Annotated in this window: 21 protein-coding genes and 1 other RNA gene; 14 read left to right on the top strand and 8 right to left on the bottom strand. The window is 63.0% G+C overall.

The window, feature by feature from the left end:
• Positions 1-2 precede the first annotated feature (2 nt).
• From P0D84_RS11540 to trxA, 7 genes are all read right to left on the bottom strand, one after another.
• Positions 3-1,760, bottom strand: coding sequence for an ArnT family glycosyltransferase (locus P0D84_RS11540; RefSeq protein ID WP_408336314.1), 1,758 nt, complete (start codon positions 1,758-1,760; stop codon positions 3-5).
• Between the two features lie 315 nt (positions 1,761-2,075).
• Positions 2,076-2,342, bottom strand: coding sequence for a type B 50S ribosomal protein L31 (locus tag P0D84_RS11535; RefSeq protein ID WP_028196650.1), 267 nt, complete (start codon positions 2,340-2,342; stop codon positions 2,076-2,078).
• A gap of 315 nt (positions 2,343-2,657) precedes the next feature.
• Positions 2,658-3,491: a M90 family metallopeptidase gene (locus P0D84_RS11530; RefSeq protein ID WP_408336310.1), complete on the bottom strand. Its 834-nt coding sequence runs from the start codon at positions 3,489-3,491 to the stop codon at positions 2,658-2,660.
• 15 nt (positions 3,492-3,506) lie between these two features.
• Positions 3,507-5,063, bottom strand: a complete 1,557-nt coding sequence (locus P0D84_RS11525) for an MFS transporter (RefSeq protein WP_408336307.1) — start codon at positions 5,061-5,063, stop codon at positions 3,507-3,509.
• Positions 5,060-5,581, bottom strand: a complete 522-nt coding sequence (locus P0D84_RS11520) for a MerR family transcriptional regulator (RefSeq protein WP_408336304.1) — start codon at positions 5,579-5,581, stop codon at positions 5,060-5,062. Before P0D84_RS11520 ends, P0D84_RS11525 begins: the two co-directional genes overlap by 4 nt.
• 192 nt (positions 5,582-5,773) lie before the next feature.
• On the bottom strand, positions 5,774-7,042 hold the full coding sequence (gene rho, locus P0D84_RS11515) for a transcription termination factor Rho (protein ID WP_006048863.1): 1,269 nt from the start codon (positions 7,040-7,042) through the stop codon (positions 5,774-5,776).
• A gap of 236 nt (positions 7,043-7,278) precedes the next feature.
• Positions 7,279-7,605, bottom strand: coding sequence for a thioredoxin TrxA (gene trxA / locus P0D84_RS11510; protein ID WP_054039468.1), 327 nt, complete (start codon positions 7,603-7,605; stop codon positions 7,279-7,281).
• Positions 7,606-8,049: 444 nt separating this feature from the next.
• Between trxA and ffs the strand changes: the two genes are divergently transcribed.
• The 8 genes from ffs (at position 8,050) to P0D84_RS11470 (ending at position 16,953) form a co-directional block, all read left to right on the top strand.
• Positions 8,050-8,148: signal recognition particle sRNA small type (gene ffs / locus P0D84_RS11505), an RNA gene on the top strand.
• Positions 8,149-8,355: 207 nt separating this feature from the next.
• A complete protein-coding gene (dnaX, locus tag P0D84_RS11500; protein ID WP_408336301.1) occupies positions 8,356-11,148 on the top strand; it encodes a DNA polymerase III subunit gamma/tau in 2,793 nt (930 codons plus the stop codon).
• Positions 11,149-11,210: 62 nt separating this feature from the next.
• Entirely contained in the window at positions 11,211-11,537 is a 327-nt protein-coding gene (locus tag P0D84_RS11495) for a YbaB/EbfC family nucleoid-associated protein (RefSeq protein WP_007182071.1), read from the top strand.
• Positions 11,538-11,845: 308 nt separating this feature from the next.
• Positions 11,846-12,442 (top strand): recombination mediator RecR, encoded by a 597-nt coding sequence (gene recR / locus P0D84_RS11490; protein ID WP_408336298.1) that lies wholly within the window; start codon positions 11,846-11,848, stop codon positions 12,440-12,442.
• 146 nt (positions 12,443-12,588) lie between these two features.
• Positions 12,589-13,821, top strand: coding sequence for a CaiB/BaiF CoA transferase family protein (locus tag P0D84_RS11485; RefSeq protein WP_408336295.1), 1,233 nt, complete (start codon positions 12,589-12,591; stop codon positions 13,819-13,821).
• 155 nt (positions 13,822-13,976) lie between these two features.
• Positions 13,977-15,014 carry an ABC transporter substrate-binding protein gene (locus tag P0D84_RS11480; protein ID WP_408336292.1) on the top strand — a complete coding sequence of 346 codons (1,038 nt, stop codon included), beginning with the start codon at positions 13,977-13,979 and terminating at the stop codon, positions 15,012-15,014.
• 104 nt (positions 15,015-15,118) lie between these two features.
• Positions 15,119-15,931 (top strand): ABC transporter ATP-binding protein, encoded by an 813-nt coding sequence (locus tag P0D84_RS11475; protein ID WP_408336289.1) that lies wholly within the window; start codon positions 15,119-15,121, stop codon positions 15,929-15,931.
• Between the two features lie 197 nt (positions 15,932-16,128).
• The gene (locus P0D84_RS11470; protein WP_408336286.1) at positions 16,129-16,953 is read left to right on the top strand and encodes an ABC transporter permease; all 825 of its coding nucleotides are present in this window, start codon (positions 16,129-16,131) and stop codon (positions 16,951-16,953) included.
• Between the two features lie 274 nt (positions 16,954-17,227).
• On the opposite strand, the gene P0D84_RS11465 is transcribed toward P0D84_RS11470, so the two are convergent.
• Complete coding sequence (locus tag P0D84_RS11465) at positions 17,228-18,202, bottom strand: NADPH:quinone oxidoreductase family protein (RefSeq protein WP_408336283.1); 975 nt, start codon at positions 18,200-18,202, stop codon at positions 17,228-17,230.
• A gap of 225 nt (positions 18,203-18,427) precedes the next feature.
• Between P0D84_RS11465 and surE the strand changes: the two genes are divergently transcribed.
• The 6 genes from surE to rlmD all read left to right on the top strand — a co-directional run bounded on the left by surE (position 18,428) and on the right by rlmD (position 24,761).
• Complete coding sequence (surE, locus tag P0D84_RS11460; protein WP_408336280.1) at positions 18,428-19,186, top strand: 5'/3'-nucleotidase SurE; 759 nt, start codon at positions 18,428-18,430, stop codon at positions 19,184-19,186.
• Positions 19,183-20,286, top strand: coding sequence for a protein-L-isoaspartate(D-aspartate) O-methyltransferase (locus tag P0D84_RS11455; RefSeq protein ID WP_408336277.1), 1,104 nt, complete (start codon positions 19,183-19,185; stop codon positions 20,284-20,286). Before surE ends, P0D84_RS11455 begins: the two co-directional genes overlap by 4 nt.
• 5 nt (positions 20,287-20,291) lie before the next feature.
• Positions 20,292-21,227 carry a peptidoglycan DD-metalloendopeptidase family protein gene (locus P0D84_RS11450; protein ID WP_408336274.1) on the top strand — a complete coding sequence of 312 codons (936 nt, stop codon included), beginning with the start codon at positions 20,292-20,294 and terminating at the stop codon, positions 21,225-21,227.
• An 11-nt stretch (positions 21,228-21,238) separates the two neighbouring features.
• On the top strand, positions 21,239-22,321 hold the full coding sequence (gene rpoS / locus P0D84_RS11445) for an RNA polymerase sigma factor RpoS (protein ID WP_408336271.1): 1,083 nt from the start codon (positions 21,239-21,241) through the stop codon (positions 22,319-22,321).
• 4 nt (positions 22,322-22,325) lie between these two features.
• Entirely contained in the window at positions 22,326-23,102 is a 777-nt protein-coding gene (locus tag P0D84_RS11440; RefSeq protein WP_408336268.1) for a 3'-5' exonuclease, read from the top strand.
• Between the two features lie 240 nt (positions 23,103-23,342).
• On the top strand, positions 23,343-24,761 hold the full coding sequence (gene rlmD, locus P0D84_RS11435; protein WP_408336265.1) for a 23S rRNA (uracil(1939)-C(5))-methyltransferase RlmD: 1,419 nt from the start codon (positions 23,343-23,345) through the stop codon (positions 24,759-24,761).
• Positions 24,762-24,879 lie beyond the last annotated feature (118 nt).

Genomic DNA, 24,879 nt, shown 5'->3' with positions numbered 1-24,879 from the left:
GGTCAGTCCGGCTTCTTGTGCCAGTTGCGGCGTTTGACGACCGGCGGCTTCGGACGGTCGATCCGCACGTACAGGCGGAAGCGTTCGTCGCGGTCGGCCACGCGGCGGCCTTCCCACACCAGCTTCCAGATGAAGTCCGACATCGCGCTCGGATCGCCGAAGTCCTGGGTGTCCTGACGCAGGATCACATCGCAATCCTGGTTGAACGAAAAATGCATGTCGCCGAAATAGGCGAAAGTCGCGATCTGCGCGTTACCGAGGCGAACCGGCGAGATGCAGGTGTAGTCGTCTGGCAGATGGCTGGCGATCTGTTCGGCGACGTCCTTATAGGTGCGGCTGTAGTTGACGACCGGCAGCCAAAGCGTCATCAGCAGGACCCACATCAGCGTCGTGCCGGCGCTCGAGAGCACCACGCTGCGCCACAGGACTTTCGGATGACGGGCCAGGCGCCATCGCACCAGCACGAACCAGCAGATCGTCACGGCGACCGCGCACACGAACGACAGGACCTTGAACTGCGGCGCAAATCCGGGGGCGAGACGCGCGAGATTGCGGGCGAGCGGATACGGGAAACCGGTCAGTCCGGCGATGTACACCAGCCAGACGAAGCTGCCGAGAATCGTGAAGCTCAGCAGCGCGAACCAGTCGATCGCATTGATCGCACCGCGTTTGAGCGTGGGCAGCGCGAAGGCGGCCAGCACCGCGAGCGGCGGCAGCAACAGCATGTAAAGCCGGTTCGACTGATGGCTCTGCAACACCACCAGCACCAGCAGCGGACCGATCACCGAGAGCGGGATCGCCACGTGCGGCGCGCGCCGCAGGCCAGACCAGCTGAACCATGCCCAGAGCGCCAGCGGCCAGGCCGGCCACGTGAAGAGCGGCAGATTCTTGAGCGCGTAGGCGGCCACCGAGCCGGGCGGCCCAGCGAACGCCGACAGGCTGACGTGCACCCATTGGTTCAGATACCAGACGGCGTCATCGGGAAAGGCAGCGAGCGCGGCGATCGGCCACGCGATCGACAGCACGAGCGCCACCGGCAAACCGGCCAGCAGCAGCCAGCGCGAACGCGCCTCCCGCACGATCAGCGCCATCGCCAGGGTACCGAGCAACAGCGCGCCGACCAGCACCGGGCTGCTGGCGAGCGCGACGAGGCCGAGCGCCAGGCCCCAGATCAGCGCGCCTTGAATCGGCTTGTCGATCATCCGCACGAGCCCATAGACGAGCATGGCGATGCCGAAGAATTGCGCCAGCTGCGGCGTGGTTTCGTGGCCGCGTTCGGCAAGGCCGAAGCAGGCGAGCAGGATCAGCAGGGCGCCGTCGGCGAGGGTACGGCCGTAGTCGCGCGGCTCCGGCTCTCCGCCGAACGCGTATTTGAACGGCTGCACTTCGGCGCGCCGGCCGAGCAGGTAGGCCGCATACCAGACGAACGCACAGGCCGCGCAAAACAGCAGGCCGGTAAACACGCGTGACGCGTTGCTCGCGTCGACCCACGGCGCAAGCGCGCGGATCGCGCTGGCGCCGAGCCAATAGCCGAGCGGGCCGTCTTCCGTCATGTACTTGCCGACCAGATTCGGCAGCAGCCAGTCGTGCGCGGTGCCGTTGGCCATCGTCCACATGACGCCGAAGCCGGCTGCGTCCTCGTTCTTCCACGGATCACGGCCGAACAGGCCGAAGAAGGCGTAGACGATACAGATGGTCAGCAGCAGCCAGCGCGGCAGCGCACTGGTCGCGGAGGCAGTGAGGCGAACGACAGGTCTCATGCGGTGTGTGGATATTGGATAAGCGGTGCAGCCGGGACCGGACGGAAGGTCCGGCGGGAATGGCCAATTTGGAGCATCCGGCATTGTAGTCGTGCCGTGCTATGCGCGTCACGGCCAGTAGCGGCTCGCAACGTGATTGGGATGCCTGTAGCACGGCGCCACAACGGACCACAGTGTGCGTGGAAGCGTCCCGCGTGAGGAAACGAAGAAGCGGCGACAAAAAGGCTGAGACAAAAGGCGGCGACAAAAAAGGGCAGCTCGCGCTGCCCTTTTTTGCTGCTTCGTTGCTGGCCAGAGCCGGCGACGAGGCGGGTATTACTTCGCTGCTGCCTTGCCGGTAGCGCGCGTGCCGAACTTCTTGTTGAACTTCTCGACGCGGCCTGCCGTGTCCATGATCTTTTGTTGGCCGGTGTAGAACGGATGCGATTCCGACGACACTTCGATCTTGGCGAGCGGGTAGGTCTTGCCGTTGAATTCGGCGGTTTCACGCGTCTGGATGGTCGAGCGCGTCACAAACTTGAAGTCGATCGACATGTCGACGAACAGGACTTCGCGGTAATCCGGGTGAATGCCTTCTTTCATGGTCTTTCCTTTAATCTGGCGGTAGCCAACCCGCGTGCAGCCGCTATGAATGCGGACAGCATCTAGGCGCGAGCCACTTGCCTATGGTCGAAAAATGGCGATTATGCCAGAAAATCAGTCGCTTGACGACCTTTCTGCCGTCTATTTGACGGCACCTTGCATCGTTTCTGCCGTCTGGGGTGCCGGCACTTTATGCGTTTTCGCCGGCGTTGCGACGGCAGCTCCACCGGGCTGCGGTCCTGTTGTGCATCCAGCACGGCAGACGTCAGGCCCCAGCGAACGTCAACCCCCAGCGAACGTCAACCCCAGCGAACGTCAACCCCCAGCGAACGTCAACCCCACCCGCGCCGGATCCTGGCGGTAATAGCGCGCCAGCAATCGGTATAGCTCGGGATACTCCGCCTCGAACGCCTGTGGCTGGACGAACAATGCTTCGCTGCAAACGGCAAAAAATTCCGACGGATGGTCCGCCGCGTACGGGTCGATCAGCGAATCGCGCTCGAAGCGGGCCCAGCGCCTGTCCGGCACCGCATCCACTTTGGCGCAGAAGTGGTCGTAGGCATGATCGAAGACGTCGGCCCATGCCTGTGAGTCGAGCGGTGCATGCCAGCGGCGCATGAGCGGCGGATGTCCGTCCGCCTCGCCGTTCAGCATGTCGATCTTGTGCGCGAATTCATGAATGACGACGTTATAGGCGTCCGTGCCGCCGGTCATCTGCGCGTCTTCCCACGACAACACGACCGGGCCGCCTTCCCACGCTTCGCCGCTTGCGTCCTGCTCGACCTCGTGCACCACGCCGTCTTCGTCCTCGACCGTCTTGCGGATCACGAATTCGCCCGGATAGACGATCACGCCGACCCAGCCGCGATACAGGTCGAGGCTCAGGTTCAGCACCGGCAAACACGCTTGCGCGGTGATCGCCACGGTCATCGCGTCGGTCAGCTCGAGGTCGTGCGCGGTTGAAAATTCCTTTTGCGCGATGAAGAGGCTGGTCAGCTCGCGCAGGCGCACGAGATCCGGCGCCTCGAGGTAGGCGAGGAACGGCAGGCCGTCGAGTGCGGCTTGCCAAAGGGCGTCGTCGATCGCGTAGTCGCGCAGCGCGCGGTCGCGGCGGCGCGTGCCGAACCATTGAGTGAGTTTCGAGAGCATGGCCTGATGAAACCCTTAGTCGATCTGTTTTTGCCACGCGGCGAAGATGCCGCCGCATATTGCAATGCCGAGCAGGAAGGCGAAACCATCCAGCGAGGTCAGGAAGCTTGCCTGCTGCGCGACCGTGTGGCTGATTTCCACTATCGCAAGCGAATGCGCCTCGGAAGGCGAGCGGCCGGTGGTGCTGAAGCCGCTCGTCAGCGCCGCGAGCGAATTCTGGAACATCGGATTGTACGGATTCACAAACTCCGCGAGGCGCGCTTGATGCAGCGCCTGCCGATGCTGTTCCACGATGATCACCGAAGCCGTCGCGAACGAGATCGTCAGTTGCCGGACGATGTTTTTCAGCCGGTAGCCGTGCGTGAATTCCTCGATGGCGAAGATTCTAAACGTCAGATTGGCGACCGGCAGCACGATGAACAGCAACAGCAAGCCGCGCAGCAGCATCGGCACGATCAGCGCGGCTTCGCCCACGCCCGGCGACATGCGCGACATCCACGCCGCGGCGAACGCGGCCACTGCGAAGCCTGGCACGATGATCCACTTCTTGCGCGGCAGAAGCTTTGCGTAACGCAGGTAGACGAACAGCGCGCTCGCCGAAATCAGTGACGTCACACCGACCAGTTGCCCGGTATTCTCGACCGGATAGCCGAGGCCGCTCTCGAGAAAGCGCGACGTCAGATAGCTGAATACGGTCGAGATGTAGTAGTAGAACATGTACAGCACGAGCCCGACCTGAAAGACTTTTTCGCGCAGCGCATGCAGGCGCACCAGCGGCGCCGGATGATGCCATTGCTGGTACGCGAACCAGCCGAGCGCGACGATGCCGGTGACCGTCAGCAGAATCAGCCCTGGCGATGCGCTGAACAGCTGAAACCGGACTTGTTGCATCACGATCTGCAGCGCGCCTTGCGCGAACGCGAAGATCAGATAAGGCCAGAAGTGCGCCGCGCCGCGTTCTTCCGGCAGGCGGTTGCCTGTCTCGGGCAGCGCAAGCAGCGCAAGGATCGCAAACAGCACACCGGCGGGCGCGGTGCAGGCGAACAGCGCACGCCAGTCGAAGTGCGCGACCAGTTGACCGCCGATCAGCGGCGCAAGCGCACTGCTTAGAACGATCAGCACCAGGAAAGCGCGGGTTGCCGCGGGCCGTTGCTGCGGCGTGAATCTCATCTGGATCAGGATGCGGCAGGTGCCCATCATGGGGCCGATGAAGTAGCCCTGAAAGCCGCGCGCGAATGCGAGTTCGATCGACGACTCGCACAATGTGGCGGCGATCGCCCCTGCTGAATAGAGCAGCATGCAGCCGGCCACGTAGCGCCGGTAACCGAAGCGCTCGACCCACCATTGCTGCTGCAGGATGCCGAGCACGGCCGCGACCGCATAGGCGCTCGATGCCCACACCAGTTCGTCGGGCGACGCGTTGATGCCGCCCGCGATATGGCTGGTGAAAAACGAGAAGATCGAGTTGTCGAAATAGTCGAGGCCGGTGACGACGGCCAGCACCCAGGGGAAAAAATCGCCGCGCAATTTCTCGACGCCGAACAACGGTACGCGCGATGAGGTTGCGCTCATGTGGGCTCGCCCGGCTTTTTCGCGCGTTTCGCGAACGGTGTGCTCTCAGCTTTGGCGAGTGCGTTGCGGCGCTGCTCGAGCAGTGCGTCCGCATTCTCGCCGGCGAGGCGCCGTTCGAGATAGTCGAGATCGGGACTGAGTTCGGCTCGGAGTTTCTGTGCTTCCTTGAGTTCGCGACGCATCGTTTCGATGCGGGCATCGAGTGCTTCGACCTGGGCTGCGATAGCGTCGCGAATCTGTTGCAGCGATTCGGTGGAGTAGCGATGCCCGCCTTCGGCCGGTTCGAGCGGACGCTTGAGCATTTCGGTGATGCCTTGCAGCGAGAAGCCGAGCGAACGCAGGCGCAGAATGCGGCCGAAGCGCTTCAGGTCTTCCTCGTCGTAAAGGCGGTAGCGGCCTTCGCTGCGGGTAGGCGAGACGAGGCCGCGCTCCTCGTAGTACTTCAGTGTGCGCGGCGTGACGCCGAGACGTTCGGCGGCGTCGCGTACGGTGAGCAGGGCGGGCGAGTCCTTCGACATAAGGTGTGTGTAGACATGACGGACTGAGCCCATTGTACTGCAACGTGTACGTTCACGTACATGTTATCGGGATAGGACGCTCCCTTCGACGCAAAACCTCACGGACGAAAAAAAGCCGCTCGTTTCTGGCGAGCGGCTTTCGTATTTGATGCGGACGGTGCAGATAGGGTGCTGCTGTTTCGGCGCGAGGTCTTAACTGCCGCCGCCACGACGCATCATGTCGAAGAACTCGGAGTTGCTCTTCGTCTGGCGAATCTTGTCGAGCAGGAATTCCATCGACTCGACTTCGTCCATGTCGTGAATGAACTTGCGCAGCACCCAGATCTTTTGCAGGACTTCGGGCTTGATCAGCAGTTCTTCACGGCGCGTGCCCGACTTGTTCAGGTTGATCGACGGATAGACGCGCTTTTCAGCAAGGCGGCGTTCCAGGTGCACTTCCATGTTGCCGGTGCCCTTGAACTCTTCGTAGATCACGTCGTCCATGCGGCTGCCGGTTTCGATCAGCGCCGTGCCGATGATGGTCAGCGAGCCGCCTTCCTCGATATTGCGCGCAGCCCCGAAGAAGCGCTTCGGACGTTGCAGCGCGTTCGCGTCGACACCACCCGTCAGCACCTTGCCCGAGGCCGGCACGACGGTGTTGTACGCACGCGCGAGACGCGTGATCGAGTCGAGCAGAATCACCACGTCGTTCTTCATTTCGACGAGGCGCTTGGCTTTTTCGATCACCATTTCGGCGACTTGCACGTGACGCGCGGCCGGTTCGTCGAACGTGGAGGCGATCACTTCGCCGGCCACTGAGCGCTGCATTTCGGTCACTTCTTCCGGGCGCTCGTCGATCAGCAACACGAACAGCACCACATCCGGGTGGTTTTGCTTGATCGCGTGCGCGATGTGCTGCAGCATCACGGTCTTACCGGATTTCGGAGACGCCACCAGCAGGCCACGCTGGCCCTTACCGATCGGCGCGATCATGTCGATGATGCGGCCCGTGACGTTTTCCTCGCCACGCATTTCACGTTCGAGCAGCAACACCTTGTTCGGGTGTAGCGGCGTCAGGTTTTCGAACATGATCTTGTGCTTCGAGGCTTCCGGCGGCTGGCCGTTGACCTTGTCCACCTTCACCAGCGCGAAATAGCGCTCGCCGTCTTTCGGCGTACGCACTTCGCCTTCGATCGTGTCGCCCGTGTGCAGATTGAAGCGGCGGATTTGCGACGGGCTGATGTAAATATCATCCGTGCTGGCGAGATACGAGGTTTCCGGCGAACGCAGGAAGCCGAAGCCGTCCGGCAGCACTTCGAGCGTGCCGTCGCCGAAGATCGTGTCGCCCGTTTTGGCTCGTTTTTTTAGAATGGCAAACATCAATTCCTGCTTGCGCAGGCGGTTTGCACTTTCGATCTCGAGGCCATTGGCCATCTCGATCAATTCGGACACGTGCAGAGTCTTAAGCTCGGATAAATGCATACGGAGAACCCGCAGGAGAAGGTGCGACGAAATGAAATCTGGGAGGAGAGTGAGCGGAACCGCTCAAGGACTTACACGTCTTTTCGACGTTTTGCGGATTCTAGCATAGCACACGCCAATTTCCGCCAGTGCGACGGCATGGCATCTTTCTTATTGAGCGTGTTGCCGGCTGACAACACGCTCAAGACAACGCGCCTGAAGGTCTCGAGGGCCCGCAGCGCGCCCATGCGACCGTTTTACAGATTGCCGTCGAGGAATGCGGTGAGTTGCGACTTCGACAATGCGCCGACCTTCTGCGCGGCGACAGCGCCGTTCTTGAAGAGGATCAGCGTGGGGATGCCGCGCACGCCGAACTTGACCGGCGTCGATTGATGTTCGTCGACGTTGATCTTGGCGATTTGCAGGCGATCGGCATAATCCTTGGCGACTTCGTCGAGGATCGGCGCGATCATCTTGCACGGACCACACCATTCAGCCCAGAAATCGAGCAGCACGGGTTTATCGGATTTCACGACGTCCTGTTCGAACGATGCGTCGCTGATATGCTTGATTGATTCGCTCATTGTATGAATACCTCTATCGGTTCGAGGCCCGCCTGAATTGCTCGCCACGATACGTCAAAATCTAGGGAAACTTCCGTTCGCTTTGCCGCAATCGAGGCCTTCCCGGCGCACGCCTGAAAAAGCCGAAAGGCTATTTCCGGAATGTGCGGAACGCTCGCGGTTGCGGGTCATCCGTACGGCAGTTTAGCTTAATTCGCTATGCGTTGCCGGTGGTGATAGTACTCATCAAGGGCAGTGGGGCCAACGGCTGCCGGTGAAGCGCCACTTCATTTTGCTAATCGCGACGGAGCCTATCTGGTGGCTGGCAGCGCAAAACACAAGAGCGCCGAACGCATGGCGTCTGAGTACCGACTATATAGTGTGAAGCTCCTGATTCGGCGCGTCCATGTCATTTTGGTCGTATAAGAGTCGCGCGGCGGCCCAAGCGGTGATAGAATGTTTCGTGACGGGCCTCCTCGCATGGAGGGATGGTCAACCTGGTCAGGTCGGGAACGAAGCAGCCACAGCCGTTTTCCACCAGTGCCGAGGGTCGGGCTCGTCACCTTCCTTTTTGTTTGTCTCTGCCGTATCTCCCCATCTTCTGTTTACCCCTAGGCGCTGACGCTGCAGGGGCCTCGCAGTAGCATTTTCCGCGCGCTTCATCTATTTTTTTCTATCGGTTCGGTAGCCTCTTTCAATGAAGCGGCAACACGCGTTCGCGTGCCGTTTCGATTCGGTTTTGCGCGCCATCGTTACTGATACAATTTCCGGATGACCTATCAAGTTCTCGCACGCAAATGGCGGCCGAAGGATTTCGCTTCGCTCGTCGGACAGGAGCACGTGGTGCGCGCGCTCACGCACGCGCTCGACGGTGGCCGTCTGCATCATGCCTATCTGTTTACCGGCACCCGCGGCGTCGGCAAAACCACGCTGTCGCGCATCTTCGCCAAGGCGCTGAACTGCGAAACCGGCGTGACTTCCACGCCGTGCGGCGTGTGCCGCGCGTGCCGGGAGATCGACGAAGGCCGCTTCGTCGATTATGTGGAGATGGACGCGGCGAGTAATCGCGGTGTCGATGAAATGGCGGCGCTGCTGGAGCGCGCGGTTTACGCGCCGGTTGATGCGCGCTTCAAGGTCTACATGATCGACGAAGTGCACATGCTGACCAACCACGCTTTCAACGCGATGTTGAAGACGCTGGAAGAGCCGCCTTCGCACGTCAAATTCATTCTTGCTACCACCGATCCGCAGAAGATTCCGGTCACGGTGCTGTCGCGCTGTCTGCAGTTCAATCTGAAGCAGATGCCGGCCGGGCATATCGTCTCGCATCTCGAGCACATTCTCGGCGAAGAGCAGGTGCCGTACGACGCCCAGGCATTGCGCCTGCTCGCGCGCGCGGCCGACGGCTCGATGCGCGACGCGCTCTCGCTGACCGATCAGGCAATTGCCTATTCCGCCAATCAGGTGAATGAAGAAGCGGTGCGCGGCATGTTGGGCGCGCTCGATCAAAGCTATCTGATTCGCCTGCTCGACGCGCTGGCCGACGGTGACGGCGCCGCCGTGCTGGCGGTCGCGGACGAGATGGCATTGCGCAGCCTGTCGTTTTCGACCGCGTTGCAGGATCTGGCGAGCTTGCTACACCGAGTTGCGTGGGCGCAGTTCGCGCCGTCGTCGGTGCTGGACGAGTGGCCGGAAGCGGGCGATCTGCGTCGGTTTGCTGACGCGTTGAGTGCCGAGCAGGTGCAGTTGTTCTATCAGATTGCGACCATCGGCCGAAGCGAACTGGGTCTTGCGCCGGATGAATACGCCGGTTTCACGATGACGCTGTTGCGCATGCTGGCGTTCGAGCCGGCGCCCGCGGGCGGTGGTGGGGGCGCGGCTGCGGCGCGTCCGGCAGGACCGGCTGGCGCCAGGCGCGCCGGCTCGCAGGCGGTAGTGGCGCAGCAGGCGGTAGTGGCGCAGCAGGCCGTAGCGGCGCAGCAGGCGATAGCAGTGCAGCCGACGGTAGCGGCGCAGCAGGCGGTAGCAGTGCCGCCGGCGGTGGCGTCGTCGCATACGGCTGAAGCAATCGCCGCCGTGCCGGTGCGCTCCGCAAATCCGCTGGCAGAAGCGAAGCCCGCGACTCCGGCTCCGCAGCACCTGGCGTCTGCGGGATCTGCTGAAAATGCCGACACGCCGAAGCCAACTATGGGTGAAGCGGCGATCGTTTCCAAGTCCGCGTCTGCATCGGGCTCTGACGAAGCGAGCGCGGCGCCTGCGCCCACGGCGGCCGAGGTCGTTGCCGCACCGGCTTTAGCGCCGTGGCAGGAAGAGACGTCCGGCCAACCGATTCTGAGCGATCCGGTGCCTGCCCCGACGGACACGAGCGCGCTCCGAGCAGCGTCGATGCCCGAAGCGACGCCCCCGGCGCCGGCAGCCGAAGCAAACGAAGCAAACGAAGCAAACGAAGCAAACGAAGCAAACGAAGCAAACGAAGCAACGAAAGTTGCGCGAGGCGTGGCGCCGTGGGACGACGCGCCTACCGAGCCAGCGCTGAACGAAACACCCGCTGCGGCCCCTTCCGGGCAATCGGCGCCAGCGTCTTCGCTCACGGCTCCGGCCGTAGCCGCGCTCGCACGTGCGCAAGAGGCCGCACCCGCACCGGCATCGCAAGCACCGCCCGCAGCCGACATCCCGGCGCGCCGCGCAGGCGGTGCGAGCGACGCGCTGAATGTCTTGCGCAGCGCCGGCCTGAAAGTGTCGTCTGATCGCGGCCGCACCGCGGCGGCAGCCTCTGCCAAGCCCACTGCAGCCCCTGCCACGCCGAAGCCGGCCGCACCCCGCGTGGTCGTCAATGTGCCGACGCCGGGCGCCGCGCGCCGCGCGCCGCAACAAGACGCGGCAGCGCGTGCGCCGTCGCCGCAGACCCAGCGCGACGGTGCGGAGCAAAACGGAAACGGCTCGTCGGGCGCGCCGTGGGACGACATGCCGCTCGACGAATACATGCCGCTCACGGCGGCGGACGAAGGCTACTACGGCCTGCCGGACGACAACTACATGCCGGTGTTCGACAGCGGACCCGACGATGTCCGCGTGAACGCCGCGCCCGCGTCGCCCCCCCCGCCAGTGGTCGACAAGCGCCCGCTGCCCCCCGCCGTCCCGCTCGATCCTTTGGGCTTCAAGGGCGACTGGCCCGCGCTCGCCGTCGATCTGCCGCTCAAGGGTATTTCGTATCAACTCGCGTTCAACAGCGAGCTGATGGCGCTCGCAGGCAGCACGCTCAAACTGAACGTGCCGGTGCCCCAGTACGCGGAAGCCTCGCAGGTCGTTAAACTGAAAGCCGCGCTCGTTGAAAAGCTCGGCCAGAACATCGACGTGCTGGTCGAAGTCGGCCCGGCGCGCCGCACTGCAGCCGCACACGACGCCGCCATGCGGGCCCAGCGTCAGCAGGAAGCGGAGCGCGAAATCGGCGCCGATCCGTTCGTGCAATCGCTGATCCGCGAGTTCGGCGCGAGCATCGTGCCAGGTTCGATCCGCCCACTTACGCAGAACGCCGTCCCGAACGGCGCGCCGTCCGTCCACTGATTCGCCGCGCCTTGCGGCGCACCCGATTTCCGGATTTCACGCTATCAAGAAGGAGCATGTCCATGATGAAAGGTCAACTCGCCGGGCTGATGAAGCAGGCCCAGCAGATGCAGGAAAACATGAAGAAGATGCAGGAACAGCTTGCATTGATCGAAGTCGAGGGGCAGTCGGGCGCCGGTCTCGTCAAGGTGACGATGACCTGCAAGAACGATGTGCGCCGCGTATCGATCGATCCGAGCCTGCTCGCCGACGACAAGGACATGCTGGAAGACCTGGTCGCCGCTGCGTTCAACGACGCCGTGCGCAAGGCCGAAGCCACCGCCCAGGAAAAGATGGGCGGGATGACCTCGGGTCTGCCGCTGCCGCCGGGCTTCAAGCTGCCGTTCTAAGCGACGTCGCTGTAAGAAGGGACCCACGCCGCTGCTTTGAGCTCGGCGTGGGTTGAATACGCGAGTTGCGCTCGTTTCGCTGCTAGCTCCTGGTTCATAGTTCGTGCAAGGTTGCATCCGTGCAGTTCGGTTCTTGCGTCCAGCGTGCCTGCCCGATTCGTTGCCGAGCTAATGAAGCAACCGCAGGAAGCAACCGCAGGAAGCAACCGCAGGGAGCAACCGCAGGAAGCAACCACAAGAAGCAACCCCATCCCCACCCGCATACTGGGCCATACCGGGCAACCCCCACTTCGACACAGCCGATTCGCATGAAACAACCTTCCGCCTTGTCGGCGCTCGTCGAAGCGCTGCGCGTGCTGCCCGGGGTCGGGCCTAAATCCGCGCAACGCATGGCGTATCACCTGATGCAGCATGATCGTGACGGCGCCGAAAAACTCGGCCGCTCGTTGCTGTTCGCGACTGAACATCTGCAGCACTGCGAGAAGTGCAACACTTTTACCGAAGCGCGGATCTGCGAGGTCTGCCTCGATGAGGAGCGCGATCCGGCGTTGTTGTGCGTCGTCGAGACGCCCGCCGACCAGATCATGCTCGAACAGACGATGACCTATCGCGGCCTTTATTTCGTGCTGATGGGGCGGCTCAGTCCGCTCGACGGCATCGGCCCGAAGGAGATCCATTTCGACCGGCTGGTCAAGCGCGCGTCGGATGGCATCGTCAAGGAAGTCGTGCTCGCAACCAATTTCACCAACGAAGGCGAGGCCACCGCGCATTACCTCGGGCAGACGCTCAAGGCGCGCGGTCTTGCCGTGACGCGCCTCGCACGCGGCGTGCCGGTGGGCGGCGAACTCGAGTACGTCGACGCCGGTACGATTGCACGTGCGATGCTCGACCGGCGCTCGATGTAGTGCGATGTAGCATGACGTAATTCAATCGGCGGCGTCGCGGCGTCAGCAAGGCTCGAGCAACGCTTGAGCCAGGCCCGTGAGGCCTCGCTACAACGCCTCGCACTTCACGCCCTGCGCGTGGCCAAACAGAAACACAGAGGAGACACATGAGCGTCACCCCAGACTCTGGCGTCACCGGCACACCTAAAGGCCCGCTTGCCGGCGTCAAGGTGCTCGAACTCGGCACGTTGATCGCCGGCCCGTTCGCCGCGCGCTTTCTCGGCGAGTTCGGCGCCGACGTCATCAAGATCGAAGATCCCAAGGGTGGCGACCCGTTGCGCAAATGGCGCAAGCTTTATCCGGAAGCCGGCGGCACGTCGCTATGGTGGGCCGTTCAGGCGCGCAACAAAAAGTCCGTCACGATCAATCTGAAAGCCGAAGAGGGCAAGGAGATCGTGCGGCGTCTGGCGAAAGAAGCGGATATCGTCGTCGAAAATTTCCGGCCCGGTTTGTTGGAGAAGCTCGGCCTCGGTTATGACGTCTTGTCGGCGGAGAACCCCGGGCTCGTGATGGTGCGTCTGTCCGGGTATGGCCAGACCGGGCCGTATCGCGACCGGCCTGGATTCGGCGCGATCGCCGAGTCGATGGGCGGTCTGCGCCACATCACCGGCTATCCAGACTTGCCGCCGCCGCGCATCGGCATTTCGATCGGCGATTCGATTGCCGCGCTGCACGGCGTGATCGGCGCGTTGATGGCGTTGCATCACAAGCAGGTGAACGGTGGCAAAGGTCAGGTCGTCGACGTCGCGTTGTACGAGGCCGTCTTCAACATGATGGAGAGCGTGGTGCCGGAATACGGCGTGTACGGCATGGTGCGCGAGCGCACCGGCGCGTCGCTGCCGGGCATCGTGCCGTCGAACACGTATCCTTGCCGCGATGGCAGCATCGTCATTGGCGGCAATAGCGACCCGATCTTCAAGCGCCTGATGATCGCGATCGAACGCGAAGACCTGGCGAACGATCCTGCCTTGGCGCACAACGACGGCCGCGTGCCGCGTACCCAGGAAATCGACGGCGCGATCGCCGCGTGGCTCGCCACGCGCACCATCGACGAAGCGCTCACCGTGCTGAACGCCGCCGACGTGCCGGTTGGCCGCATTTACAGCGTCGCGGACATGTTCACCGATCCGCAATTCATGGCGCGCCAGATGATCCAGCGCTTCAAGTGGCAGGACGGTAAGGAAATCACACTCCCCTCCGTGACACCCAAACTCTCGGAAACTCCCGGCGAAACGCGCTGGTTAGGCCCCGAACTGGGTGAACATACCGATGAAGTCCTGCAATCGCTAGGTTATGATTCAGACCACATTGCAAGGTTGCACGCACAACAGATCGTGTGAGTGAGCGCGCGGTTGGATCTGCTGCCGCGCGTGAGTGACAGCTGTTGCACAGCAGGCCATGCGCGCGCCGCAAGTGTTAAAGCGAACCCCGATGCATCCACGGCGCCCACGAGCGTCGCGGCAAAAAGACAACAAAAGTTTGGAGACAATAGACCATGCAACGCAGAACCTTCCTCGCCGGTACCGCAGCGCTCGCGGGCGCCACGTTCGCAGCCACGCCGCTCGCTTTCGCGCAGGGCAAACCTGAAACCACCAAGGTGGCGATCGCCGTCGGCGGCAAGAACCTGTTCTATTACTTGCCGCTCACGATTGCCGAGCGCCGCAATTACTTCAAGGACGAAGGACTCGAGGTCGAAATCTCGGATTTTGCCGGCGGCTCGCAAGCACTGAAGGCAGCCGTGGGTGGCAGTGCGGATGTGGTGTCCGGCGCATTCGAGCATACCTTGCTGTTGCAGGCGCAGAAACAGGCATTCCGTGAATTCGTGCTGCAAGGGCGCGCGCCGCAGATCGTGCTCGCGGTGTCGAAGAAGGCGATGCCGAACTACAAGTCGATCGCCGATCTGAAGGGCAAGAAAATCGGCGTAACCGCGCCCGGTTCGTCGACCTCGATCATGGCGAGTTTCGTGCTGGCGAAGGCCGGGTTGACCGCGAAAGACGTCGCGTTCATCGGCGTGGGCGCAGGGGCGGGGGCGATTGCCGCGCTCCAGTCAGGCCAGATCGATGCGATCGCCAATCTCGACCCGGTGATGACCAAGCTCGAACGCACCGGCGAGATTCGCGTCGTGTCGGATACGCGCACGCTTGCCGATACGCGCAGCGTGTTCGGCGGCGATATGCCGGCGGGTTGCCTGTATGCGTCGCAGAGTTTCATCACGAAGAATCCGAACACCACCCAGGCGCTGACCAATGCGATGGTGCGCGCGCTCAAGTGGTTGCAAACGGCGACCGGCAGCGAACTGATCAGCACAGTGCCGGAAGGCTATCTGCTCGGCGACCGCGCGGTGTATCTGGACGCGTGGCAGCACGTGAAGGAGGCGATGTCGCCGGATGGCCTGATGCCCGCCGATGGCCCGGCCACCTCGCTGAAGACCTTGCAGGCGTTCGATCCGAACGTGCAGGGCAAGCCAATCGATTTGTCGAAGACGTGGACCAACGACTTCGTGAAGAAAGCACTGACGACGGTCAAGGCCTGAGCACCGTCAGTGCGGGTCGGGAGCGGCACGTGCCGCGTTCGCCTCGACCATCGCCGTCATGACGACATGACAAACCGAAACCGATCCTGGAAGCGAGTCGAACCATGACCGTTGCCGCCCTGGCGCTCGACAACATCACCTGCACATTCGCTGCGCGGGACAACCGCGCGCAGCGCTATACGGCGGTCAAGGACACGACCTTGCGCATCGCGCCGGGCGAATTCGTTTCGGTGGTCGGCCCGACCGGTTGCGGCAAATCCACGTTGCTGAACGTTGGCGCGGGTTTGCTGGAGCCGTCTTCGGGAACGGTCAGCGTGTTCGGCGACCCGCTCAAGGGGATCAACCGCCGCGCCGGCTACATGTTTCAGGCCGACGCCCTGATGCCGTGGCGCTCGGCCATCGACAACGTGATGGCCGGTCTGGCATTTCATGGCGTGCCGCCGGCCGAAGCGCGCAGCAAGGCCGACGAGTGGTTGAAGCGCGTCGGTCTCGGCGGCTTCGGCGACCGCTATCCGCATCAACTGTCGGGCGGCATGCGTAAGCGCGTCGCGATGGCGCAGACGCTGATCCTCGATCCCGACATCATCCTGATGGACGAGCCGTTTTCCGCGCTCGATATCCAGACGCGTCAGCTGATGGAAAACGAGCTGCTCGACCTGTGGGCGGCGAAACGCAAGGCGGTGCTGTTCATCACCCACGACCTCGACGAAGCGATCTCGATGTCCGATCGCGTGGTGGTGTTGTCAGCGGGACCGGGTACACATCCGATCGGCGAATTCACGATCGATCTGCCGCGTCCGCGCGACGTCGCCGAGATTCGCGCGCATCCGCGTTTCGTCGAGTTGCATGCGCAGATCTGGAGCGTGCTGCGCGATGAGGTGCTTAAGGGTTACCAGCAGCAACTCACGGCGGTTTAAGCGCGGGCTCGCAGTTGGAGCCCTAAGCGCGGCTCATGGTCGGGTCGCGCCGTAGCCGGGTGACGCATTTGCGTCTCGTTGCTGCGTTCGCTAGCTGTGTTCAGTCGACGCGTTCCGTAGCCAGTTGTGTTCAGTCGTTGCGTTCAGCAGTTGGGTTCGCGAGTTGCGTCGATCAATCGTCTAAGGCAAACCGAGTCATGTGGAAGACGTTGCGCCCGAACCGGGCGAATCTGGTGATCTGGCAGTGGCTGCTGCTCGTGCTGTGCTTCGTGCTCTGGTACGTGTTGACCAGTCCGACGCTGCTGCCGCCGTTCTATTTCGACGACCCGAACAAGGCCGCGTTCTTCTTCGGCGAGCCGCAGAAGGTGCTTCAACGCATCTGGGAGTGGTTCACGGGCGGCGAAATCTATCTGCACCTGTGGATCACGCTGGTCGAAACGGTGCTCGCGTTCGTGCTCGGCACCGCGTTCGGGCTTGGCGTCGGTCTGTGGCTCGCCCTGTCGCCTTTAGCGAGCGCGCTGTTCGATCCGTATATCAAGGCCGCCAACTCGATGCCGCGCGTGATTCTCGCGCCGATCTTCGGCGTGTGGTTCGGCCTCGGCATCTGGTCGAAGGTGGCGCTAGGCGTCACGCTGGTGTTCTTTATCGTGTTCTTCAACGTCTATCAGGGCGTGAAGGAAGTGAGCCCGGTCGTGCTCGCCAACGCGCGCATGCTCGGCGCGAACCGCAAGCAGTTGCTGCGTTTTGTCTATCTGCCAAGCGCGATGAGTTGGGTGTTTTCGAGCCTGCATACATCGGTGGGCCTCGCGTTCGTCGGCTCGGTGGTGGGGGAGTATCTTGGTTCGGCCCGCGGCGTCGGCTACCTGATTCTGCAAGCCGAAGGCACCTTCGATATCAATACCGTGTTCGCCGGGATTCTGGTGCTGACCGCGTTCGCGTTGATTCTCGATGCCATCGTTGGGATTGGCGAGCGGCGGCTGATGAAATGGCAGCCGAAGTCGGGCGACACGGAAAAGCTGTAGTCATGGAGTGGGCAAGGCAGGCAAGCGCAGAGCACCGCAAGCAGAAGGTCCAGCGAGGGCGCGGCTCAATGAACGGCGAGGCCTAACGAGCGCCAGGTTCAGCGAGCGAATAGCGCACCGAACGCATGACCAATAAATGCATGGCCGAAACGAACGCAGCTCCACATTCCCAAAGGCTCAACAAAAACGGCGCGTGGTTTTGAAAACCGCGCGCCGTTTTCTTTCGGCTTTTCCCGCTCACGGAAGCGTTCGCGCCAGCGCCAGCGCACTGCGCTTAAGGCGCAATCACCACCTTGCCGATCACGCGCCGCTCCGCCATATCGCGCAACGCGCGGCCGGTGTCTTCGAGCGAATAGCGTTGTGACACATAGGGCTTAAGCTTGCCCTCACCGATCCAGCCGGTCATCTGCTCGAACGCGGCGTGATTATGCTGCGGCTCACGTTTCGCAAAATCGCCCCAGAACACGCCGACCAGACTCGCGCCTTTGAGCAGCGTCAGGTTGAGCGGCAACTTCGGGATCTCGCCGTTTGCAAAGCCGACCACCAGATAACGTCCGCGCCAGCCGATGCTGCGAAACGCCGGTTCCGCATACACGCCGCCGACCGGATCGTAGATCACGTCCGGACCCTGGCCGGCGGTCAGCGCCTTGATGCGCTCGCGTAGATCTTCGCTGCTGTAGTTGATGGTGGCGTCCGCGCCGTGCTTCACGCAGGTGGCGAGCTTCTCGTCGCTCGACGCCGCCGCGATCACGCGCGCGCCGAGTGCCTTGCCGATCTCGACCGCGGCGAGCCCGACGCCGCCTGCCGCGCCCAACACCAGCATCGTTTCCCCCTCCTTCAATTGAGCACGATCAACCACTGCATGATGCGACGTGCCATAGGCGAGCGTGAACGCGGCGGCCAGTTCGAAGTCGACGCCGTCCGCCAGCGGCACGCACGCCGCGACCGGCGCGAGCGCCTGCTCGGCAAACCCGCCCGTGCCGGTATACGCGACCACCCGCGAGCCCGGCTTGAACTGCGTCACATCGGCGCCGACCGCGCGCACGATGCCCGCGACTTCCGAACCCGGCGTAAAGGGCAGGGGTGGTTTGAACTGGTATTTGTTCTCGATGATCAGCACATCGGGAAAATTGACGGCCGCGGCTTTGACGTCGATCACGACGTGGCCGGGCGGCGGCTCGATATCCGGCAGATTTTCGACGACCAGGCTTTCCGGCGGTCCGTATTGATTACAGCGAATCGCGCGCATCGTGTCTCCATATCGATCAGGGTTCCCCAAGGGACGTCCTTCGGGGCATCGCAACCATTTTGAGTGTAAAGCAATCCGCACGATCGTCCGATTTTATTGCCCGGAGCGGGATGCTTGCGCTGTCGGCACCCGCCGGCGCGGCGCCCCGTGCGTGCGCTTGCATGTGATGCGCGCAGCGTCTGCCGTGTCGTTCGCGTGCCTTGTTTCCTCGGTTACAATCGCCGCATGCGAATCCTACTCAGCAATGACGACGGCTATCTGGCGCCCGGCCTTGCCGCGCTTTACGAAGCGCTCAAGCCGATCGCGGACGTCACCGTGATGGCCCCCGAGCAGAACTGCAGCGGCGCGTCGAACTCCTTGACGTTGTCGCGGCCGCTCTCGGTGCTGCGCTCGGCGAACGGTTTCTACTACGTCAACGGCACGCCAACCGACTCGGTGCACATTGCGTTGACCGGTATGCTGGACCACACGCCGGACCTCGTCGTCTCGGGCATCAACAACGGCCAGAACATGGGCGAGGACACGCTGTATTCGGGCACCGTCGCCGCCGCCACCGAGGGCATCATGTTCGGCGTGCCGGCCATCGCCTTCTCGCTGGTCGACAAAGACTGGGTGCATCTCGAAGACGCCGCGCGCGTCGCCGCCGAGATCGTCGCGTACTACCTCGAGCAGCCGTTGCCGGGGCATCCGCTTCTGAACGTCAATATTCCGAACCTGCCGTACGAGCAACTCAATGGCTGGTATATCACGCGTCTCGGCAAGCGGCATCCGTCGCAGCCGGTGATCCGCCAGACCAACCCGCGCGGCGAACCGATCTACTGGATCGGGCCGTCGGGCAGCGCGCGCGATGCGAGCGAAGGCACCGATTTCCATGCTGTTGCGAACGGACAGGTGTCGATTACGCCGTTGCAGCTCGACCTGACCCACACGCAAATGCTGCCCGCAGCGCGCGACTGGGCGCGCGCCGGCAGCGGCGCTTCATGACCAGCGAGCGCGCAAAGCGCTTTCCGCTCGGCCTCGAGGATCTGGTGCGCGAACCGCGCCGGCCGGAAGGGCGTCCGGGCGAAGTGCGCGCGGCGGCACTCGCCGCGGCTGCCGCGTTGAACGCGCGCCCGCAGCCGGCGAAGAACTCGCCGCCCGGTGTCGCGGGAAAGGTCCAGGCGAAGCCGCCGGCGAGGGCGCAGAGTCAACCGCAAGCCACGTCGCAAGCAAGGCCGCAAGCGAAGGTGCCAATGAAGGCACCGGCGAGTTTGTCACCGAACTCATCCGTTAGCCCCCAGCCCAAGCCGCAAACCCAGCATCACGCCAAACCACCCGCACCATCCGTCGCGCAAGGTTCGGCTGTGCGCGCCGCGCCAAAACCGGCACCGGTGCACAAGCCCGCCGCCAAACTCAACGAGCGCGCCGCCGTGCCGAACGTCGCGTTGAACGGCGCTTTGGCGCTGACTTCGGAACGGGTTCGCGAACGGATGGTCGAACGCCTGCGTGCGAACGGTGTGACCGATCAACGGGTGTTGAACGCGATGTCGGTGGTGCCGCGCCACATGTTCGTCGACCCGGGTCTCGCGGCCCAGGCCTATGAAGATGCCGCGTTGCCGATCGGCCATCACCAGACGATCTCCAAGCCCTCCGTGGTCGCCCGGATGATCGAACTGGCGGCCGCCGGCCGCGCGTTGAACACCGTGCTCGAAATCGGTACCGGTTGCGGCTATCAGGCGGCAGTGCTGAGCCAGGTCGCGCGTGACGTTTATTCGATCGAACGCATCAAGCCACTGTCCGAACGCGCGAAGACGAACTTGCGTCCGCTGCGCATTCCGAACATCCGGCTGCACTACGGCGACGGCCGCCTTGGGCTGCCGTCGGCGGCGCCGTTCGATGCGATCGTGATCGCCGCGGCTGGCCTCGATGTACCGCAAGCATTACTTGAACAACTCGCGATCGGCGGCCGTCTGGTCGCCCCGGTCGGCTCGCAGGAAGGCCAGAACCAGGTGCTGACTCTGGTCGAGCGGCTCGGACCCGCGCAGTGGCGCGAGTCGCGGCTTGATCGCGTTTTCTTTGTACCCTTAAAATCCGGAGTGATTTGACACCGATGAGTATGTTGCGCGCGATGCAAAGAACCAGACTGACTATCCCCATGACCGTAACCCAGCGTAGCGTGTGCGTGCTCGCCTTGTCCCTGTTGATGTCGGCTTGTGCGACCCGCCTCGATCAGGCGCCGGTCGTCGACCGCTCCGGCAGCGGTGCGCTCGGCACGCAAGCCGCGCAGCAGCCGGCCGTGCCGCTCGGACCGCCGCCGCCGGGCTACTATCGCGTGAAGCCGGGCGATACGCTGTACCGGATCGCGTTGGAGAACGGCCAGAACTATCGCGATATTTCGACGTGGAACAATCTCACCAACCCGAATCAGATCGAAGTCGATCAGTTGCTGCGCGTCGTGCCGCCGGGCGCGAACACCGCCGCACTGACGCCGGGCGTGTCGACGGCGCCGATCGGCAACGGCGGCGCGGTGCAGAGCGCGCCGCTGGGTAGCACGCCGCCGGCAGTGGGCGGCGCGGCTGGCGTCGCGGCGCCGCCGATCTACGGCTCCACGGCGAACAACGCCGCCTTGACGCCGCCGCCTGCGGGCGCCGCCAGCGATTCGACCGCCGGCGCCTCAGGCAACGTCGCCTTCGCATGGCCGGTGCGCGGGCCGATGCTGGGCACGTTCAACGATTCGACCAACAAGGGCATCAATATCGGCGGCGCGGCCGGCGATACCGTCAAGGCTTCGGCGGATGGGCGCGTGGTTTATGCCGGAAATGGGCTGCGCGGTTACGGCAATCTAATTATCATCAAACATGATGCAACTTATCTCACCGCGTATGCACACAACCGCGCTTTGATGGTAAAAGAGGGGGACGCGGTGACCAAAGGGCAGAAGATCGCTGAGATGGGCAATAGTGATTCCGACCGCGTAATGTTGCATTTCGAAGTTCGCCGGCAGGGTAAACCTGTCGACCCACTGAAGTATTTGCCGCCGCAATAAGCGATACGACCATGCCGAAATCGAAGCGCCGCCTGCCGCAAGCCGAGTCTGAGACGAATAGCCGCGTGACGTCCGCTTCGGTGGAGGAAAGCGGCGCTTCCGAAGTAGAAGAAGAGATCGCAGAGGAGCGCGATCTCGACGAACGCCAGGGCAGCGCGGAAGAGGCCGGCGAGGCCCGCGAAGGCGCGAGCGAAGCCCCGCCCGACGCGGACGATTTCCGCGCGCTGCTGCAAGCCGAGCTGACGGCCGACACGATCCAGCATTACCTGAACCGCATCAGCGTCAAACCGCTTCTGACCGTCGAAGAAGAGCAGAAGTATTCGCGTCTGGCGAAGGCGGGCGAGTTCGACGCGCGGCAAGTGATGATCGAGCGCAATTTACGGCTCGTCGTGAGCATCGCAAAGGGTTACCTGAATCGCGGCGTGCCGCTGCTCGATCTGATCGAAGAGGGCAACCTCGGACTGATGCACGCCATCGAGAAATTCGATCCCACACGCGGCTTCCGTTTCTCCACCTATGCCACCTGGTGGATTCGCCAAAGCATCGAGCGCGCAATCATGAACCAGGCGCGCACGGTGCGTTTGCCGGTGCACGTGATCCGTGAGCTCAATCAGGTGCTGCGCGCCAAGCGCCACCTGGAAAAGAATTCGATGAATTCCGGCGAGGCAGCCGAGCGCCGCGACGCCAGCATTGACGACATCGCCTATCTGACCGGCAAGACCACCGACGAAGTCACTGACATTCTGGCGCTGAACGAGCACACCGCGTCGCTCGACGCGCCGCTCGATCTCGACCCGGCGAGCAGCCTGCTCGATCTGCTCTCCGACGACCAAAGCCAGTCGCCGGATGCCGAGGTGCAGCACCGCGAACTCGAAACGCTCACGCGAGCGTGGCTCGCACGCCTGTCGGACAAGCATCGTCATGTGATCGAACGCCGCTTCGGGCTGAACCACATCGAGCCCGCCACGCTTGAAGAACTGGCCGACGAAATGGGCCTCACTCGCGAGCGTGTGCGCCAGATCCAACAGGAAGCGCTGGTGCGGCTCAAGCGCTTCTTTGCCTCCAACGGTGTGCGCAAGGACGCCGTTCTATAACCTGATGACACCGATTCTTGTTTTCGACATCGAGACGATTCCCGATGTCGCCGGCATTCGCCGCCTCGAAGATTTGCCTGCCACGCTGAGCGACGCCGAAGTCGCCGAGCATGCCTTTGCGGCGCGCCGTGAAAAGACCGGCGGCGATTTCCTGCCGCATCACCTGCAGCGGATCGCCGCGATTTCCTGCGTGTTCCGTGACAACAACGGTTTCCGGGTGCGCTCGCTCGGCACGCTGGAAGACGGCGAGGCGGCGCTCGTGCAGTCGTTTTATCGCGTGATCGAGAAGTACACCCCGCAGCTGGTGTCGTGGAACGGCGGTGGATTCGACCTGCCGGTGCTGAACTATCGCGCGCTCGTCAATGGCATCCCGGCTTATCGTTTCTGGGACTTGGGCGAGGACGACCGCGAGTTCAAGTGGAACAACTACATCAGCCGCTATCACGCGCGTCACACCGATCTGATGGACGTGCTGGCGATGTATCAGGCGCGCGCCAATGCGCCGCTCGATGCGCTCGCAAAGATGTGCGGCTTCCCCGGCAAGATGGGCATGGACGGCAGCCAGGTGTGGCACGCGTACCAGCAAGGGCGCATCGAGGAAATTCGCAATTATTGCGAGACTGATGTCGTCAATACGTACCTGCTGTATTGCCGCTTCCAGCTGATTCGCGGCGCGTTTTCGCCCGAAGAGTATGCGGACGAGATCAATCTGGTCAAAAATGCGCTGGCGCTGGAAACGGCGCCGCAATGGGCGGAGTATCTGGCTGCGTTTGACCAGTAGCCTGCTTACCCGTCTTGTAACTTGTAACGAAACGGTTCATTGCGCGCTGATGGCGTAGACGCCGCGATGGCAACCGCCGTAGCGCGAAATCGTGCGCAAGTGCCGCGGTTCGCGTTACGCTCATCATGATCGACGTGCTCCGCGAGGCGCGGCGGCCACTAGCGCCGCGCCGAATCCTTGGCAAGGGCGGCGCTTCGTCTACAATCTCGCCTTTCCCCCAAGTTTGTCAGGAAGTCGCAGGTGTCCCGAACTGCCCCCCAACGCCGCTCGCCGAAGCGCAAGAAGGCGCCCGCTCCGGCGAAAGCGCACGTCATCACCGGCGCTGAGCCGATCATCGAAATCGTTTCGCTCGACATGGAAGCGCGCGGCGTGGGCCGCATCGAGAGCGAAGACGGCACGCCCGGCAAGGTGATTTTTGTCGAAGGCGCGTTGCCAGGCGAGCGTGTGAGCTACTCGACGCATCGCAGCAAGCCGAAATTCGAGCAGGCGGAGGTCGTCCAGGTGTTCCGCGAAAGCGTGCTTCGCACCAGGCCGAAATGCATTTACTTCGATATCTGCGGCGGTTGTTCGATGCAGCATCTCGATATCCGCGCCCAGATTGCCGTCAAGCAGCGCGTGCTCGAAGACAATTTCCAGCATCTGGCGAAGCTGCGTCCGGAGACGGTGTACCGGCCGATCCACGGCCCGGCGTGGGGATACCGCTACCGCGCGCGTCTGGCGGTGCGCTATCTGCCGGAAAAGGGCGGCATGCGGATCGGCTTCTACGAGAAGAACAGCAGCTACATCTCGGACATGAAGACCTGCGAGGTGCTGCCGCCGCACATTTCGGCGATGCTGATGCCGCTGCGGTTCATGGTCCGCAAGCTGTCGATTTACGATCGTATGCCGCAGATCGAGCTTGCGGTCGGTTCATCGGTCACCGCGCTGGTGCTGCGCAATCTCGCGCCGATCACCGCCGCCGACGAACAGGTGCTGCGCGATTTCGCCGACGAACACAAGATCCAGTGGTGGTTGCAGCCGGGCGGTCCCGACACGGTCACGCCGTTCTATCCGCTCGACGTTGAGCTCGACTACACGCTGCCGGAATTCAACATCCGGATGCCGTTCAAGCCGACCGATTTCACCCAGGTGAATCATGCGATCAATCGCGTGCTGGTGAGCCGCGCGCTGCGTCTGTTGGCCCCAGCCCGTACGGACCGCGTGCTCGATCTGTTTTGCGGCATCGGCAACTTCACGCTGCCGCTCGCCCGGATTTCGAAGGAAGTGGTGGGTATCGAAGGCAGCGAGGTGCTGACTTCGCGCGCGCTGGACAATGCCGAACTGAACGGCGTGGCGGGTCATACGTCGTTCGCCTGCCGCAACCTGTTCGAAGTCACCGCCGACGACATGCGCGCGCTCGGTCATTTCGACAAGTTCCTCATCGACCCGCCGCGCGAAGGCGCGCTGGCTGTCGCCAGGGCACTCGCGGAGATCGCGCAGAGCGGCAATGGGCCGCTGCCCGGGCGGATCGTCTACGTGTCGTGCAATCCGGCGACGCTCGCACGCGATTCAGGCCTGCTGGTGCACGAGGCCGGCTACCGGCTAGTGGGCGCGGGTGTGGTGAACATGTTCCCGCACACCTCGCACGTGGAGTCGATTGCGTTGTTCGAGCGGGACTGAGGGCGTTGGTTGCCAGCTTGTGCTGCATAGGTCGGTGGCGCGCAGCACAAACAAAAACGCCACGACCGAGGTCGTGGCGTTTTTGTTTCAAAGCTTTATGGTGCTAACGTCCGGCCGA

Source organism: Paraburkholderia sp. RL17-337-BIB-A (assembly GCF_046025895.1).
GTDB lineage: Bacteria > Pseudomonadota > Gammaproteobacteria > Burkholderiales > Burkholderiaceae > Paraburkholderia > Paraburkholderia fungorum_C.
The sequence above is the reverse complement of the archived record's forward strand: the minus strand, read 5'-3'. Positions and strand labels throughout refer to the sequence as shown.